14 protein-coding genes are annotated in these 16993 nt (G+C 68.1%); 6 read left to right on the forward strand and 8 right to left on the reverse strand.

The features are described 5' to 3' along the window. Positions 1 to 65 precede the first annotated feature (65 nt). From VD964_RS18000 to VD964_RS18030, 7 genes are read right to left on the reverse strand one after another with little or no spacing between them, the layout of a single operon-like run. A complete protein-coding gene (locus VD964_RS18000; RefSeq protein WP_324869887.1) occupies positions 66 to 1160 on the reverse strand; it encodes a CgeB family protein in 1095 nt (364 codons plus the stop codon). After that, a complete protein-coding gene (locus tag VD964_RS18005; RefSeq protein ID WP_324869888.1) occupies positions 1157 to 2251 on the reverse strand; it encodes a CgeB family protein in 1095 nt (364 codons plus the stop codon). The genes VD964_RS18000 and VD964_RS18005 overlap by 4 nt, the downstream gene beginning before the upstream one ends. Next, complete coding sequence (locus tag VD964_RS18010) at positions 2248 to 3372, reverse strand: CgeB family protein (RefSeq protein WP_324869889.1); 1125 nt, start codon at positions 3370 to 3372, stop codon at positions 2248 to 2250. Before VD964_RS18010 ends, VD964_RS18005 begins: the two co-directional genes overlap by 4 nt. After that, positions 3369 to 4457 carry a glycosyltransferase family 4 protein gene (locus tag VD964_RS18015; RefSeq protein ID WP_324869911.1) on the reverse strand — a complete coding sequence of 363 codons (1089 nt, stop codon included), beginning with the start codon at positions 4455 to 4457 and terminating at the stop codon, positions 3369 to 3371. The genes VD964_RS18010 and VD964_RS18015 overlap by 4 nt, the downstream gene beginning before the upstream one ends. A gap of 47 nt (positions 4458 to 4504) precedes the next feature. Then, positions 4505 to 5797 (reverse strand): TIGR04295 family B12-binding domain-containing radical SAM protein, encoded by a 1293-nt coding sequence (locus VD964_RS18020; RefSeq protein ID WP_324869890.1) that lies wholly within the window; start codon positions 5795 to 5797, stop codon positions 4505 to 4507. After that, a complete protein-coding gene (locus tag VD964_RS18025) occupies positions 5797 to 6870 on the reverse strand; it encodes an SDR family NAD(P)-dependent oxidoreductase (RefSeq protein ID WP_324869891.1) in 1074 nt (357 codons plus the stop codon). Before VD964_RS18025 ends, VD964_RS18020 begins: the two co-directional genes overlap by 1 nt. Beyond that, positions 6867 to 7979, reverse strand: coding sequence for an NAD-dependent epimerase/dehydratase family protein (locus tag VD964_RS18030; RefSeq protein ID WP_324869892.1), 1113 nt, complete (start codon positions 7977 to 7979; stop codon positions 6867 to 6869). Before VD964_RS18030 ends, VD964_RS18025 begins: the two co-directional genes overlap by 4 nt. Positions 7980 to 8420: 441 nt before the next feature. On the opposite strand from VD964_RS18030, the gene VD964_RS18035 reads away from it, so the two are divergent. The 6 genes from VD964_RS18035 (at position 8421) to VD964_RS18060 (ending at position 14452) form a co-directional block, all read left to right on the forward strand. Then, the gene (locus tag VD964_RS18035; protein WP_349255956.1) at positions 8421 to 9410 is read left to right on the forward strand and encodes a myo-inositol-1-phosphate synthase; all 990 of its coding nucleotides are present in this window, start codon (positions 8421 to 8423) and stop codon (positions 9408 to 9410) included. A gap of 8 nt (positions 9411 to 9418) precedes the next feature. Continuing rightward, positions 9419 to 10027, forward strand: a complete 609-nt coding sequence (locus VD964_RS18040; RefSeq protein ID WP_324869894.1) for a histidine phosphatase family protein — start codon at positions 9419 to 9421, stop codon at positions 10025 to 10027. Then, positions 10024 to 10809: a TIGR04290 family methyltransferase gene (locus tag VD964_RS18045; protein WP_324869895.1), complete on the forward strand. Its 786-nt coding sequence runs from the start codon at positions 10024 to 10026 to the stop codon at positions 10807 to 10809. Before VD964_RS18040 ends, VD964_RS18045 begins: the two co-directional genes overlap by 4 nt. Beyond that, positions 10806 to 11735, forward strand: a complete 930-nt coding sequence (locus VD964_RS18050) for a beta-xylosidase (protein WP_324869896.1) — start codon at positions 10806 to 10808, stop codon at positions 11733 to 11735. The genes VD964_RS18045 and VD964_RS18050 overlap by 4 nt, the downstream gene beginning before the upstream one ends. Before the next feature lie 141 nt (positions 11736 to 11876). Next, positions 11877 to 13286 carry an alginate export family protein gene (locus VD964_RS18055; protein ID WP_324869897.1) on the forward strand — a complete coding sequence of 470 codons (1410 nt, stop codon included), beginning with the start codon at positions 11877 to 11879 and terminating at the stop codon, positions 13284 to 13286. Between the two features lie 83 nt (positions 13287 to 13369). Further along, positions 13370 to 14452, forward strand: coding sequence for a potassium channel family protein (locus VD964_RS18060; RefSeq protein WP_324869898.1), 1083 nt, complete (start codon positions 13370 to 13372; stop codon positions 14450 to 14452). A gap of 42 nt (positions 14453 to 14494) precedes the next feature. Here VD964_RS18060 and VD964_RS18065 read toward each other — a convergent pair whose 3' ends face one another. Next, complete coding sequence (locus VD964_RS18065; protein WP_324869899.1) at positions 14495 to 16972, reverse strand: PAS domain S-box protein; 2478 nt, start codon at positions 16970 to 16972, stop codon at positions 14495 to 14497. Between the last annotated feature and the right edge of the window lie 21 nt (positions 16973 to 16993).

Raw genomic sequence — 16993 nt, forward strand, 5'->3', positions numbered from 1 at the left:
CCCGCGAAGCGGGGGAGGGATGGGGAGGGGGCAATCCCGCGTGATGCAATCGGACAGAAGAGCCTCTACCCCGCCCTCTCCACCAACGACCTTCCCCGCTCCATCGCCGCGACCAACTCCGTCTCCAGCGTCTCCGCCCGATGGGCCGCGGTGTGCGCCGCCAGGATCCGCCGCCGCGCCTGCTCGCCGATCTCGCCCTCTCCGGCCGGGCGGCGCAGCACGCCCAGCACCTCGTCGGCCGTCTCGGCCAGGATGATCTCCCGCCCCGGCTCCAGCAGCGTGTCGATGCCGTCCCAGATGTCGGAGATGATCGGCGTGGCGCAGGCTGCCGCCTCGAACAGGCGGACGCTGGGGCTGTAGCCGGCGCGGATCATGTCCTCGCGCGTCACGTTCAGCGTGAAGCGGCTCGCCGCATAGAAGGCAGGATGGTCGGCCGGCGGCACATGGTGCAGCCGCTCCACATTCACCGGCCAGACGATGTCGTCCGGGTACTGCGGCCCGGCCACCACGAAACGCAGCTCCGGCGCGCGGCGTGCCGGCTCCAGCAGCAGGCGGTCCAGCGTCGGCTGGCGGTCGATGCTGTAGGTGCCGAGATAGCTGAGGTCCCAGCGCTTTGGCACCGGCAGCGGCGCATAGGCCTCCGCATCCACCGAGCAATAGAGCGCCCTTGCGGCCGGCGAGCCGTACCGCTCCATCAGCCGGTCGAGCGTCGGCCCGCCGGTGAAGGAGAAGTACACGTCGTAGCCGGGGATGACCTCCGGCGCGAGATACTCGTAATCGCCGCGCTCCAGCTTCGCCAGCGTCACCGGCGTGTCGATGTCGTAGAAGGCGACGACGCCCCCGATCACGCTGTGGGCCGTCTCCTGCGCCCAGCGTCCGACCGCCACCCCTTCCGGCACGTATGATCCCACCAGCACCGCGTCCGCCCCGGCGACGGCGGCGGTGAAGCGCTTCAGATCCTCAAGGTCGCTGTAGAAGGCCAGCTCGCACCAAGCCGGATTCGGCAGGTCGCGGTTGTTCGCGTACCAGGGAACGTCCCGCTCCAGGAACAGGATCTCGTGCCCGCGCGCGGCGAAGGATTTCAGCAGCGCGCGGAAAGTGGTGGCGTGCCCGTTGCCCCAGGAGGAGGACAGGCTGAGCCCGAGGACGACCAGCTTCATGCCGCGCTCCGTTCCCGGCGGGCGGCCAGCGCCCCGCGCAACAGCTGGTCCACCTCGACCGCCCGGCGGGCATAGGTGTGGCCGGCCAGGATGCGGCGGCGCGCCGCCTCGCCGATGGCGCGGGAGCGTTCCGGCGTCAGCGCGCGCAGATGCTCGGTCACGTCCTGCCCGTCGCGGGCGACCAGCACCTCTTCGTCCGGGGCCAGGAACAGCTCCACCCCCTCCCAGGCGTCGGTGATCAGGCAGGCGCCGGCGCCGGCCGCCTCGAACACGCGGGTGGCGGGGGAGAAGCCGACCTCCGCCATGCTGTCGCGGGCGATGTTCAGCACCGCCTTGGCGGAGGTGTTGAAGGCGTTGTGATCGGCGGTGCCGACATGGCCGATGTGGGTGACGTTGCCCGGCAGGCCCTTGGTCTCCCAGCCGCTGCCGCCGATGATGTAGCGGGCATCCGGATTGCGCGCCGCCGGTTCCAGGAAGAAGCGTTCCACCCGCGCCTCGCGGTCGGGAAGCCGGTTGCCGAGGAAGTTCAGGTCGGCGCGGAAGCGGTCCTGTGGCGGCACCGGATGGTGGGTGGACGGATCGAGCGCGTTGTAGATCGGCCGGCAGACCGGCGCGCCCATCGCCTCGTAGGCTGAGACCACCGGCGGCCCGCCGCCATAGGTCAGCACGAAGTCCAGCTCCGGCAGGCGGCGGCGCAGCACATGGTCGGGCGCCTGCCGCAGCTCCGCCAGCGTCGCCGGAGCGTCCACGTCCCAATAGATGCGCAACGCCTGCGGATTGGCGGCATCCATCACGCCGTCCAACAGCTCGTCGTCGAAGACGCCGACGCCGTTGGCCTTGACCACCACGTCGGCCTTCACGGCTTCCGCGATCACCACGCGGCAGGCTTCGGGCGTGGCGTCATAGACGACGACCTTGGCATAGTCCGGCGGCTCGATGTCGCGGTGCTTCTGTCGGTCGAAGGCGTCCGGCTCGTAGAAGGTGATGTCCCAGCCATGCTTGGCCAGTTCGCTCAGCATGCCGCGGTAATAGGTGGCCGCGCCGTTCCAGTAGGAGGACAGCAGGCTGGACCCGTAAAAGGCCATCTTCATCGGGCGGACTCCTCGAGAACCGGTTCTTTTTGATTGCCGCGCAGGCTGCCGACGATGGACAGCAGCTCATCGACGCGGTGGGCACAGGTATGGCGGGCGCGGATCGTCTCCAGCCCGTTGCGGACCAGTTCGGCTCGCAGCCCCTCGTCCTCGTCTATGGCGCGCAGATGGCCGGCCATCTCCTCGCCGTCGCGGGCGAACAGGAAGTCGCGGCCGGGGCGGAACAGCCCCTCCGCATCGCTCCACGGCGCGCTGACCAGCGGGATGCCGCAGGCCAGCGCCTCGAACACGCGGATGGTCGGGATGCCGGGCAGCAGGTCGACATAGAAGCGGCGCGGCACATGGACGGTGACGCTGTGGCGGGCGAAGATCTCCGGCGCCCGCGCGTTCGGCAGCCAGCCCTTGTAGGCGATGCCGTAGCGCTTCAGCGTCGCCAGCGCGTCCGCCGGATAGCGCACGCCGTAGATCTCCAGTGGCAGCCCGGCATCCTTGGTCGGCGCGAAGAGGAAGCGTTCAAGCTCCTCCGTCCGTTCGCCGTCGCCCCAATTGCCGATCCACACCGCACCCGTGCGCGGACCCTCCTCCGCCGGCGGATGGAACAGCCGGATGTCGGCGGCCTCGTGCCAGACGAAGACGCGACCTTCCCAGCCCCAGCGCCGGTAGACCGCGGCCAGAGTCTCGCCGAAGGCCAGCACGCCGTCATAGCCGGACAGATCGAAAGCGTTGATCGCCTCGGGATCGCTGACGGCGCGGTGGTGGGTATCGTGGAACAGCAGGGTGAAGTGGCCGCCGCGCTTACGGGCCTCCCCCACCGCCGCGACGAGCGCCGGGTCGTTCCATTCATGGACGATCACCAGATCGGCGCCGTCGCAGGCAGCCTCGACATCGAAGCCCTTCGGCATCACCCGCGACGACAGCTCCGGATAGGCGCTGCGATAGGCGTCCAGCCCGGCCTCGCCATGGTCGGCCAGCAGATTCTGCAGGCTCCAGGCTCCATTCGGTTCCAGCACCTGCACGTCATGGCCGCGGGCGATCAGGTCGCGCAGGACACCGCGGAGGAAATGGGCGTTGCCGTGGTTCCAGCAGGAGGCCAGCGAATGGGTGAAATAGACGATCCTCACGCGATCACCTCCGAACGCACCGGGTGCGTCACCGACCAATAGACGTCGAGCATCCCGGCGGTGAGCCGGTCCATGTCATAGCGGGCGGAGCGGCGGCGGGCGGCGGTGCCGAGCCGGCGCGCCTCCAGCGGGTCGTCGAGCAGCCGGCGCAGCGTCGCGGCCAGCGCCTTGGCATCGCCGGGATCGGCGAAGATGGCGGCACCGTCCCATAACTCGCGGAAGCTGGCGATGTCCGACAGGACCAGCGCGCAGCCGGCCTGCGCCGCCTCCAGCACCGTCAGCCCGAAGGGTTCATATAGCGGCAGCGAGGCGAAGACAGGCGCCCGCGCCATCCATCCGGCGACCGACGCGCCGTCCAGCCGCCCCAGTGCCTTGGCATGGGTCAGGCCGACGCGGTGCCCGGTCGGGCTTTCCAGCGGTCCGGCGGCGAAGACCGGCACGTCCAGCAGCTTCGCCGCCGCGTCCAGCAGTTCGACGTTCTTGCCCGAATCCCAGAGCCGCCCGGCAGTGAAGACGAAGCGTTCCCGCCCCATCGCGGCCCGCCGCGGACCGGCCTTGCGGGCATAGCGCCCGTTGCGCACCACCACCGGCGGCGCCACGTCGTACAGCGCGGCAGTGGCATCGGCGAAGGCGGCGCTCGGCGCCACCAGCACGTCGCAGGCCTGATAGCCGCGGCGCAGCAGTTCGGTCCGCCAGCGGAAATCCTCCGGCATCTCGCCGCCGCGCACCGCCGCCCACCAACTGGCCATGCAGGAATGGCAGACGCCGACGACCGGCATGGTGAAGCCGGCGTCAGCGGCCAGCGCCGGACTGTTGAGATGCACCACATCGGGGCCGAGCCTTGCCGCGAGATCGCCGAGCGCCTCCGCCGTGCGGCGCACCGCGGCCTCATTGGGGGCGGTCCAGTCGAGCGGCAGACCGGTGTCGATCAATTCCAGCCCGTCCACCGCGGCGGCGGCGGCGACCTGATCGGGGTGGGGCGACGGCCCCAGCACCGCCAACGTCACCCGCGTCCCCTGTCCCGCCAACTCGCGGGCCAGATCGAGCGCATAGGTCCACACCCCGCCGACGCTGTCGGCCGTCATCAGCACATAGGGTGGTTCCGCGGGCGGCAATATTCTTTGGGCACTCGTCAGCGGCAGGAGCATGCCGCCTCCAGTTCCGTCAGCGGCAAAGGCTCGTCCTCCTGGATGTCGCTCAGGCGATCGAACTGGGCAAGGTAATGCTCGTGCGCCCGCTCCCACGCCCGGTCGTCCGGCTCGCCCCACAGGCGACGGTAATCGGGCGAGGCCGGATAGGGGTAGAGCGGCACCGGGTCGTTGGCCCACACCCCGGCGGCCAGCAGCTTCTCGCGCCAAGCCTTGACCATGTCGGCATCGTCGCCGGCCATGGCGATCAGGTTGGCCTGGACGAAGGGCACGCTGCGCCGGGCATGGATCAGCCGGTCGGCCAGATCGTCGGTGCTCATCCGGCATTTCTTGTCGAGCGAGGCGCGCCCTTCCTCGGTCAGGCTTTCCACCCCGGCCTCGATCGACACGCAGCCGGCCGCCCCCAAGAGGTCGAGCATCTCCGGCTTCCACAAATCGATGCGCGTCTGCACGCCGAACTCGATCGGCCGTTCCACCAGCGCTTCCAGCAGGTCGCGCCGGGGCAGGAAGATCTCGTCGATGAAATAGACGTAGCGCACGCCGGCCGCGATCAGGCCGTCGATCTCCTCCAGGATGATGGCGGTGTCGCGGCGCCGGTACTGGTCGCGGAAATCGATCTTGGCGCAGAAGCTGCAGTTGTAGGGGCAGCCGCGCGACGCCTCCACCTCCGCCCCCGGCCCGACCGGTTCGGTGCCGTAGCGGTGATGGTGGTGCGGATGGCGCTGCAGCCACGCCACCGGCCAGGACAGCGCCGGCAGGTCGGTGAAGCGCGCGGCATGCGGCCCGCCGGTCACCACCAGATCGCCGTCGCGGTAAAAGGCCAACGACGAGACTTCGTCCAGCGCCGCGCCTTCCGCAAGTTTGGCGACGATCTCCTCGCACTCCCCGCGCACCACCAGATCGACGCCGAGCTTGCTCAAGGTCGGTGCCGGAGTGGTGGAGCCGTGCGGCCCGACCGCGACGGTACGCCCGCCGCGACCGTCCAGTGCCGCCAGGAACTCCTTCGGCACGCGCAGTTCCGGCTGGGCGCAGCGCCAGAACAGGTAGGTCGGCGCCGTGGTCAGCACGGTCATGTCGGCGGCGAAGGCGGCGACCCGCTCCGCCATCTCCGCGTTCGACAGGCCGTCCAGCGCGCCGTCCAGCAGCAGCACCTCGTGCCCGGCCTGCTCCAGCAGCGCCTTGCTGTATCCCAGTTCCAGCGGCAGATGCGCTTCGCGGCATCCGAAATAGATGCTGTGATCGAAGCTCCAGGCCGGGTTGACCAGCGCAACCCTCATCAGGCGGCCTCCACCGACTGCGGTTCGGCAGGGGACGGCATGCCGCTTTTCTCCGCCCGCAGCCATTCGGCGAGCAGCGCCACGCCGCGCTTCCACTCCGTCGGCGCGGCCAGCCCCAGCGCGTCGCGCACCGCGCGGGTGTCCGACACGTAATAGCGCTGGTCGCCGGCCCGCCAGTCGCCGTAGCTGACCTCCACCTTGCGGCCCATCAGATACTCGATATGCGCGATCAGCTGGCGCAGGCTGATGGCGTTCGACGCCCCGCCGCCGAGGTTGAAGGCGCGGCCCTTCACCTGCTCGATCCGCTCCCAGGCGGAAACATAGGCCTGCACCGTGTCGGCGGCGAACAGCACGTCGCGCACCTGCCGGCCGTCGCCGTAGATGGTGATCGGCTCGCCGTTCAGCGCGCGGATCAGGAAATGGGCGACCCAGCCCTGATCCTCCGTCCCCATCTGGCGCGGGCCGTAGATGCAGCTCATCCGCAGCACGGCGGTCGGCAGGTCGAAGCTGCGGGCGTAATCCAGCACATACTGGTCCGCCGCGCCCTTGGAACAGCCATAGGGGGTGTGGAAGTCGAGCGGCCGCGCCTCCGACACGCCATGCGCGCGGATCGCCGGATCGGCCGGCGCATAGGCGTCGTCCACCAACTCCAGAGGCACGTCGGCGAGGTCGCCATAGACCTTGTTGGTGCTGGCGAAGATCACCGGCGTGCGCCTGCCGGTTCGGCGCACCGCCTCCAGCAGGGACAGGGTGCCGCGGATGTTCACTTCGAAATCGTCGACCGGGTCGACCATGCTGGTGGTCACCGCGACCTGGGCGGCCAGATGGAACACCGCCTTGGCGTCCTTGGCAGCATCGGCCAGCGCCTGTTCGTCGCGCAGGTCGGCGGTGACGGCGCTGATGCGCGACGGGTGGCGGGCCTGCAGCCAGCGCAGGTTCCGCTCCACCCCCGGACGGCGCAACGCGTCATAGATCAGCACGTCATGCCCGTCCGACGCCAGTCGGTCGGCAAGGTTCGATCCGATGAAGCCGGCGCCGCCGGTGATCAGAACCGGGTTCTTGGTGCCGCTCATGCCACCAGACCCCGCTCTTCCAGTTCGCGGCGGGCGTCGGCGACGCGGTCCTGCGCCTCCTGCCGGGCGACCCATTCCGCCAGTTCGGCCAGACCTTCGGAGAAATTCTCCTTCCGGTCATAGCCGAGCACGGTACGGGCCTTGGTCAGGTCGGGGATGTTGTGGCGGATGTCGCCGGCGCGCGCCTTGCCGGTGATCTCCGGCGACAGGTCGGCGCGGCCCATCGAGGCCGCTTGCATCAGCGCCACCTCCTCCACCGTGCGCTCCTCGCCGGAGCCGATGTTGAACACCTCGCCGTTGGCGGCCGGGTTGTCCAGCGCCAGCAGGAAGGCGCGGGCAACGTCGCGGACATGCACGAAGTCGCGGCGCTGCTGCCCGTCCTCGAAGATCATCGGGCGCTGGCCGTTGGCGATGCGCGAGGCGAAGATCGCCAGCACGCCGGTGTAGGGGTTCGACAGCGCCTGCCCCGGCCCGTAGGCGTTCCACAGGCGAAGGGCCGAGCCCTCCATCCCATACTGCGCGGTCAGCGTCAGGGTCAGCCGTTCCTGCACATATTTCCCGATGGCGTAGACCGACTTCAGCGCCGGGCGCTTGCTTTCCGGCGTGCGGACCGGCACCAGCGGCCGGCCCTGCTGGTCGAGCGGGTCCCAGGACCCATCGGGATTGCGGGCGCCGCGGACGACGTCCTCCATCAGCGTACCGTCGGCGGTGCGGTACAGCCCCTCGCCATAGATGCTCATGGACGACGCGACGACGACGCGGCGCACCGGCTTGTCGATCAGGCGCTGGAACAGCACGGCGGTGCCGTAGTCGTTCACCGAAGTGTAGCGGTCGACCGCATACATGCTCTGCCCGACGCCGACTTCGGCCGCGAGGTGGATCACCGAATCGACGCCTTCCAGCGCACGGGCGACCATGTCGTCGTCACGCACGTCGCCGACCAGCAACTCCACGTCGGCATCCAGTTCGTCGGGACGCTGCCGCGTCGGGTGCACCTGTTCGATCAGGCTGTCGAGCACCCGGACGCGGTCGCCGCGGGCAAGCAGGGCCTTGGCGACATGGCGGCCGATGAAGCCGGCTCCGCCAGTGACGAGAACGGTCTCTCCCACAAGTCCCTCCGAGGAATTTGATACGATTCTTGACGTTGACGTGCGGAAACAAGGGGCAGGGCCTTACGGCGATCGACACCGAAGGCCCCCCGCTCGTCCCCGCAAGTTGCCCAGGGCACCCTGTGCGGTTTTATTTCGGCACCGACTCGCAACCCCTTGGCGGAGTTACTGCGGCTGCACTGTCGACGTTAACACCGGCTTTAAAAATTGCGCACCTCGTCCAAAAGGCGTGCTACCAACGACCGATCTTCCGATGATTCCTTTTCATGTCTACAAATATCCATGCTCCGTGGAGAGACGTGCATTTAAGGATGGGAGATCTCCGTGACTGGGAAAAAGCTCCGGGTAGCAATCGCAGGCGTCGGAAATTGTGCATCATCTTTTGTCCAAGGGATATGCTATTACGCCGATGCCAAAGCCAATGAGCCGCCCCCGGGGCTTATGACTGTCGATCTCGGCGGTTATCACGTTGGAGACATCCAGATTTCTGCCGCCTTCGATGTTGCAGCGTCAAAAGTGGGGCTCGATGTCGGGGAGGCTATTTTCGCACCTCCTAATAATACTATTCGCTTCGCCAAACCTCCGCGTTTTGGCGTGCCGGTGGAACGCGGTCCGACGCTGGACGGCATCGGCAAATACCTGGCCGGCGACATCGCCGAATCGGAGCAGCGGCCGGTGAACGTGGCGGAAACCCTGCGCCGCACCGGCACCGACATCCTGGTCTCCTACCTGCCGGTCGGATCGCAGCAGGCCACCGAATTCTACGCCGAACAGGCGCTGGAAGCCGGCTGCGCCTTCGTCAACTGCATCCCGGTCTTCATCGCCTCCAACCCGGTCTGGGCACGGCGCTTCGCCGAACGCGGCCTGCCGATCATCGGCGACGACATCAAGAGCCAGGTCGGCGCCACCATCGTCCACCGCATGCTGGCCAACCTGTTCCGCGAGCGCGGCGTGCGGCTGGACCGCACCTATCAGCTGAATTTCGGCGGCAACACCGACTTCAAGAACATGCTGGAGCGCGAGCGCCTGGAGTCGAAAAAGATTTCCAAGACCCAGGCGGTCACCAGCCAGCTCGACGTGCCGCTCGACCCGGAAGACGTGCATGTCGGCCCCAGCGACCATGTGCCGTGGCTGACCGACCGCAAATGGGCGCATATCCGGCTGGAAGGCACCACCTTCGGCGGCGTGCCGCTGAATGTGGAGCTGAAGCTGGAGGTCTGGGACAGCCCCAACTCCGCCGGCATCGTCATCGACGCGGTGCGCTGCGCCAAGCTGGCGCTCGACCGCGGCATCGCCGGCCCGCTGGTCGGCCCGTCCAGCTACTTCATGAAGTCGCCGCCCGAACAGTTCACCGACCACGAGGCACGGGAACGCACGTTGCGCTTCATCGCCGGTGAACCGCTGGAGTCCAAGCCGACCCGCCTGATGTGAGCGGCGGCATGGAGACCATCTTCATCCTGGTGCGCCACGGTTCGCACGACCGGCTGGGCTCGGTCCTGTGCGGCCGCATGGCCGGCGTGACGCTCAGCGCCCAGGGCCGGGCGGAGGCCGATTCGCTGGCCGACTGCCTGTCGTCACTGCGCCTGACCGCCGTGCTGTCCAGCCCGCTGGAGCGCGCCGTCGAGACCGCCACCCCGATCGCCGAGCGGCAGGGCTTGTCGCCGACCATCGAACCGGCGCTGAACGAACTCGACCTCGGCGCCTGGAGCGGCAAGCGGTTCGAGGACCTGCACGGCGACCCCGCCTGGGACCTGTGGAACCGGGCACGCAGCCATGCCCGCCCCACCCCCGGCGAGACTCCAGGTGAGTCGATGGCGGAGGCGCAGACCCGGATCGCAGCATTGCTCGACCGGCAGCGCCGCGCCCATCCCGGCGGCACGCTGGCGCTGGTCAGCCATGGCGACATCATCAAGGCGGCACTGGCCCACGCCATGGGGCTGCCGCTCGACTTCTACGGACGATTCGAAATCAGCCCGGCCTCCCGCAGCGTTGTGATCGCCGGCGATTGGGGGCTGAAGGTCCACAGCATCAACGAGGGTGCGGCATGACGAGCCTGACGGCCGACCAGATCCGCGAACGCGTCGCAGAACTCGGCGACTGGTTCCACAACATCGACCTCAACGGCGTGCGCACGGCACCCGATCATTTCCTCAACGACTACCCGAACGTGAAGTGGAGGCGCTTCGAGCATGCGGTGCCGAAGGATTTGACCGGCCGCACCGTGCTCGACATCGGCTGCAACGGCGGTTTCTACTCCATCGAGATGAAGCGCCGCGGTGCCGACCGGGTGGTCGCCATCGACTTCGACGACCGCTATCTGGCCCAGGCCAAATTCGCCGCCGAGGTGACCGGCCAGGACATCGAATTCCGCAAGATGTCGGTCTACGACGTCGCCTCGCTGGGCGAGAGCTTCGACGTCGTGCTGTTCATGGGCGTGCTCTACCACCTGCGCCACCCGCTGCTGGCGCTGGACTTGATCCACGACCATGTCGCCAAGGATCTGATGATCTTCCAGTCGATGCAGCGCGGCTCGGCCGAGGTGGCGCCGGTGCGCGCCGATTACGACTTCTTTGAGCAGGAACACTTCAACGATCCCGGCTATCCGAAGCTGCATTTCATCGAACACGAATACGCCCGCGACTGGACCAACTGGTGGGCGCCGAACGCCGCCTGTGCCGAGGCGATGCTGCGTAGCGCCGGCTTCGCCATCGTCGAGCATCCGGAACGCGAGGTCTATGTCTGCCGCCGGGTCGACCGCCCGACAGAGGCGGGGGCGGTGTATCCGGCCCAGCCGAAAGAAGACGCCGTGAAGAAAGGGACCGAGGGATGATCGAAGCCGCCAAGATCTGGAACGAGCCGAACAACAAGTCGCACTGGGATCCCAACCTCGACCCCGAATGGGACCTGTTCGCCCGCATGACAATCCTGGCCGGGCAGGCGATCCGGGCGGAGAATTCCACCATCACCCGCGTGCTGGGCGGCATGTCCCCCATCGATCCGTCCTTCGTCCGCCGGCTCGACGAGCGCGGCGTGCTGGACGAGGTGGATGTGGTGGCGGTCCACGGCTTCCCGCTCGACTGGAATCTCTGGCAGATCCACGAGTGGCCGAACAAGATCGACGAGATCCGCGCCGTCACCAACAAGCCGATCTGGGTGACCGAGGCCGGCGTCTCCTCCTTCGGCGCCGAGGAGGTGCAGGCCTGGGGCGTCAAGCGCACCGCGGAGCTGCTGATCGGCAAGGTGCCGCGCATCCACTGGTACAGCCTGTATGACCTGCCCAGCCATTGGGAGGCCACAACCCGCCACAAGGAGGCGGAAGGCTCCTCCTACTACCGCCATTTCCACATGGGCCTGCTTCGGTCCGACGGCACGCCGAAACCGGCGGTGGAGGCCTTCGCGCCTTATGCCGGCCAGATGGGCATCTGCCAGTGGTTCCACTATGAGGACCACCGGCTCGACGAGGCGGTGGCTTGGCTGAAGCGGCTGGGCGTGCGGCACCTGCGCACCGGCCTGTCCTGGGCCGACAGCTTCCGCCCGAATGCGCTGGACTGGTTCGACCGCCAGATGGAGGCGTTGGCCGATTTCGAGGTCACCGTCACCTTCTGCTTCACCCCCGAACACCGCGGCGTCGAGCCCCACCACACCAGCCCGCCCCAGGTGGCGGAGGAGTTCGCGGAGTTCTGCGCCGCGATGATCCGCCGCTACGGCAGCACGCGGACGGCCGATTCGGCAGCGTCGATGGCGGCAGTGGGGTGACAGAATCCCCTCTCCCCAGGGGGGAGAGGGAGAAAGAAGCGATAGCGCGCAGAACCGTCAAAAGCGGTTCCGATGGAGCAATCACCCGGCCGGGCATCTCCATAGGATCGGTGCAGTCCAGCGCCACCACGGAGATGCTCCATGACGGCCCGCCTTCGCGCGGCGGCGGTCGCCCTTTTGCTGTGGATCGGTCCGGCCCACGCCGCCGATCCGCCGCCGCTGACCAACACCCGCTTCGACGAGGACTACCGCTACCTGCTGTCGCCCGAGGCACGGTCCGGCGCCGCTTGGGAGCGGTTCAAGGCCATCCCGCTCACGTCGGACGGCTTCGCCTCGCTGTCCACCGGGCTGGAGTTGCGCCTGCGCGGGGAGGCGGTCCGCAACAGCGGCTGGGGCCAGGACGATCCGCGCAACGACGCCTATGGGCTGTGGCGCGCCCTGCCCTACGCCGACCTGCGCGTCGGGGAAAGCCTCCGCCTGTTCGGTCAGCTGATCATGGCCGATGCGGTCGGCAAGCTGGACCCGCTCGCCCCGCCCGACGCCGACCGCATCGACCTGATGCAGGGATTCGCCGACTTGCACGCACCGTTGGGCGATGCCCAGGGCACGCTGCGCGTCGGCCGCCAGATGCTGGCCTATGGCTCGGAGCGGCTGATCTCCATCCGCTACGGTGCCAACGTCCCCCGCTCCTTCGACGCGGTGAAGGGGATCGTCACCGCCGGCTCCTGGCGGATCGACGCCTTCCTTGGCCGCCCGATCCAGCCGGCGCCGGAGCTGTTCGACGACGGACGCGACGGACGCCGCACCGCCTGGGCGCTCTACGCCACGCGACCGCTCGATCTGGAGTGGACCGACAGCGCCGGGCTCGACGCCTATTACATCGGCTACCGCAACCGCCGCGCCGGCTTCGACGCGGGTGCTGCACGCGAACTGCGCCACACGGTCGGTTTGCGTGCCTTCGGCAAGGCCGCCGGCTGGGACTGGAACTGGGAAGCCATGGGCCAGTTCGGCCGCTTCGGCAATAATTCCTCTGGGGGCGGGTCCATCCGGGCATGGTCGCTCGCCACCGACACCGGCTACCGCTTCACCACCCTGCCGCTGCAACCGCGCCTCGGCCTGAAGGCCAACATCGCCAGTGGCGACGACAATCCCCGCGACGACCGGCTGGAGACCTTCAACCCCCTGTTCCCGCGCGCCAAGTATTTCGGCGAACTGACGCCGGTCGGCCCCTACAACCTGATGAACCTGCACCCGTCGCTGGACCTCGCCCTGTCCGACGAATTCAGCCTGTCCGCCTCCGCCATCGCCTTTTGGCGGGAGAGCCTGGACGACGGCGTGTACGACCTGACCGGCGGCCTTCTGCGCTCCGGAACCGGATCGCGGGCACGCTATGTCGGCACCCAGGGCGAACTGGTGCTGTCCTACAGCTCCGGCCGCTCCTTCGAAGGGCTGATCTCCTACTCGGCCTTCCGTCCCGGTCCCTTCCTGAAGGACAGCGGCCCGGCGAAGACCATCCATTTCGCCGGCATGGAAGCAGTGTTCAAATTCTAAAAAGCGGGAGCCCCGCACCCGGAATGCGGTCTGGCGCGTTCAGACTATCGAAGAACAACAAAACGGATCCGGACGGACGGCCGATGGACAAACCGGCGGAGCGGCGGCTTCAGGACAGGCGGCGGGCGAAGCCTTCCCTGCGCAAGGGAAAGCTGCTGCATGTCCGCTCCGGCCTGTCGGCGGAGAAGACGCTGCTGGTGCGCATCGGGATCGTCATCGTCCTGATCACGCTGGTCATCGCGGTGTTCTGGTTCGACCGCGACGGGCTGAAGGACCAGATCGACGGCAACATCAGTTTCCCCGACGTTCTCTACTTCGCCATGATCACGGTGACCACCGTCGGCTATGGCGACATCGTGCCGGTCAGCCACACCGCCCGCCTGATCGACGCCTTCGCCGTCACGCCGATCCGCATCTTCATCTGGTTCATCTTTCTCGGCACCGCCTACGAGCTGGTGGTGCAGAGGATCGTGGAGGAATTCCGATTGAGCCGCATTCAGAAGCAGTTGCAGGGGCACATCGTGCTGTGCGGCTTCGGGCACAGCGGGTTCATCGCCGCGCAGGAGACGGTCTCGAAGGGCTATCCCGCCGACCACATCGTCGTCATCGACGAATCGGAGGAGCGCATCCAGCTGGCGGCCGAATGCGGCTTCATCGGCCTGCTCGGCGACGGCACCAGCGAGGACACGCTGACCAAGGCCTGCGTCGGCAACGCCAAAGCGGTGATCGTCAGCACCGGGCGCGACGACACCACCATCCTTGTGGTCCTGACGGTGCGCCACCTGTCCGCCGCCACCAAGATCGTCGCCAGCATCAAGCAGGAGGAGAACATCAAGCTCGCCAACCTCAGCGGCGCCGACCTCGTGGTTTCGCCGCCCAAGATCGGCGGCTACCTGATGGCCGACGCGGTGGAGACGCACCACGCCACGCCCTTCCTGTGCGACCTGATGTCGGCCGGCGGAAAGATGGTGCTGAGCGAGCGCCGGGCGGAAGCGGACGAGGTCGGCCGGACCATGGCGGAGGTCACCGCCGGCATGGTCGTCCAGGTCCACAGCCACGGCCGCGACATCCCATTCACCGAGCGCAACCGCTACATCATCCAGGCGCAGGACACGCTGCTGATCATCAGCCCGCCGCAGTCCGGCGGCAAGGAGGCCCGGCCGTAGGCGTCCGCACCCGGCCTCCACCCGGATTTCACCTGGGCGGCTTCACGCCCCACCGCGCCGGCCCGCCTGGGCGTCGGCGCCGAGGCGCACGGCCTGCCCCATCAGTTCGACGACGGCCGTGCGCAGGTCGGTCGCGGCAACGGGCTTGTGAAGAAGGCGGTATCCTCCCGCCTGAGCTTCGGCCAGCCGTTCCGGCGCCGTATCGCCCGTCACGATCGCCGCCGGGATCCGCCTGCCGAGCCGCGCATGCACCGCGCGGATCACATCCAGCCCGGTCTCGCCGTCGCGCAGCCGGTAGTCGGCAAGCAGGATGTCGGGCGGGTGGTCGTCCAGCACCCCGATCGCCTCGGCCCGGCAGGACCCGGTCAGCACCCGGTATCCCCAGGTCTCGATCATCGCCTGCATCCCGGTCCGGACCAATTCCTCGTCGTCGACCACGAGGACGACGCCGCTGGATTCCTCCGGCGCAACAGCTTCGCTGCGGCCGGGAGAGGCGCCGCCGGCGTCGATCAGCGGCACCGTGACGGCGAAGGTCGATCCGCGCCCTGGAATCGACCGGACCTCCACCTCATGCCCCAGCAGGCGCGCCAGACGACGAACCACCGCAAGTCCCAGGCCCAGCCCCTTGTCGCGGTCGCGCTCGGGATTGCCGACCTGGAAGAACTCCTCGAACACCTCCTGCTGACGGTCCGGCGCGATGCCGATGCCGGTGTCGGCCACCTCTATGCGCAACTGACCGTCGCGCCGCCGACACCCGACGAGCACCCCGCCCCGCTCCGTGTAGCGCAGGGCATTCTCCACCAGATTGCGCAGAATGCGCTCCAGCAGCACCGGGTCGCTCTGCACCACCGTGCCGCAGCCGCTCGTCCGGAACCGCAGCCCCTGTTCCGCCGCGCGCAGGGTATATTCGTCGGCCAGGCGCTGGATGATGGGGGCGATCGGCATCGCCACCGGGTTGGCCGTCACCAGGCCGGCATCCAGCTTCGATACGTCGAGCAGCCCGTCGAGCAGCATGCGCAAGCCGTCCATCGACTGCTCCATGGAGCGGAGAATGCGCATCGCCGGAGTTCCTTCGACATGTCCCTGCAGCGCACCCATGAACAGGACCAGCGACTGGACGGGCTGGCGCAGGTCGTGGCTGGCCGAGGCAAGGAACTTGGACTTCGCCACATTCGCCCGCTCGGCTTCCGACTTGGCCGTCCGCAGCCTGTCCTCGAAGCGCTTGCGCTCGGTGATGTCGCGGGCGATGCCGACGACGCCGACGACATGCCCATCGGAGTCCCGCAGGGGTGCCTTGGTCGTCAGGCAGAAACGGATCTGCCCGCTTGTGCAGTCGAGGATCTCCTCCTCCAGCACCACGATCTCGCCGGTCTCGATCACCTGCCGGTCGACTTCCTCGACATGGGCGGCGAGCTTGGGCGGGTAGAAGTCCCGGTCGCGCGCGCCCAGCACCCGGTCGCGGCCGGCACCGAACAGGCGGCAGGTGGCATCGTTGACCACGAGGAACCGCCCGTCCGCCCCCTTCACGAACACCGGGTCGGTGATGCCCTCGATCAGCGTCCCCAGCAACCTGTTGGTCTGCTGAAGGGTCTGCTCGATCATCCGGCGCTGGGTGATGTCGCGCATGATGCCGGTGAAGAAGCGCTGCTCGCCGTCCCACCATTCGGCGATCGCGAGTTCCAGCGGAAACTGCGTTCCGTCCCGCCGCCGCCCCTCCACCTCGCGCCCCGAACCGATGATCCGGGGAATCCCGGTCCGCAGGTAGTGGCCGATATACTCCTTGTGCCGTGACCGGTCGGGCTCCGGCATCAGTTCCGACACGTTGCGCCCGACCATGTCCTCGGCGGCGTAGCCGAAGATGCGCTCGGCGGCGGCATTGAAGGAATGCATCACGCCGGCTTCATCGATCACCACCATCGCGTCCACGGCGGTTTCCACCACGGCGCGATACCGGGTTTCAGCCCTTTCCGTGGCGGCACGGGCCTGTCGTTCCGCCTGCTCCGCCGCCTCGGCTGCGTGTTGCGCCGCGCGCATTTCCAACTCGTGCATGACGATGCGGGCGAATTCCGCCAGATCGCTCTGCTCCTGCTCGCCGAAATCATGCCGCGGCTCATAGTCGATGAGGCAGAAGGTTCCCAGCAGCAGCCCCTCCGGCGTCCTCAGCGGCGCCCCGGCATAGAAGCGGATGAACGGCTCTGCGGTGACGAGGTCGTTATGGGCGAACCGCTCGTCCGCCATGGTATCGTGCACCACCATCGGGCGGTCTTCGAGGATCGTGTAGGCGCAGAAGGACAGCCGGCGGGCGGTGTACTGGGCATGAAAGCCGTAGCGCGCCTTGAACCATTGGCGGCTTTCGTCGACCAGGCTGACCAATGCGGTCGGCACACGGAAGAAGCGGGCGGCAAGCCTGGTCAGCCGGTCGAAGACCGGGTCCGGCGGCGTGTCGAGGATGCAATATCCCTTCAGCCGGTCGATGCGGGCCGGCTCGTTGAGAGGCCATGGCGGCTCAACGAAGGTCACCGGCAGACCCGCGGGGCCAAT

Origin of the sequence: Azospirillum sp. (genome assembly GCF_035628975.1) — a bacterium.
In the GTDB taxonomy this organism is placed as follows: domain Bacteria; phylum Pseudomonadota; class Alphaproteobacteria; order Azospirillales; family Azospirillaceae; genus Azospirillum.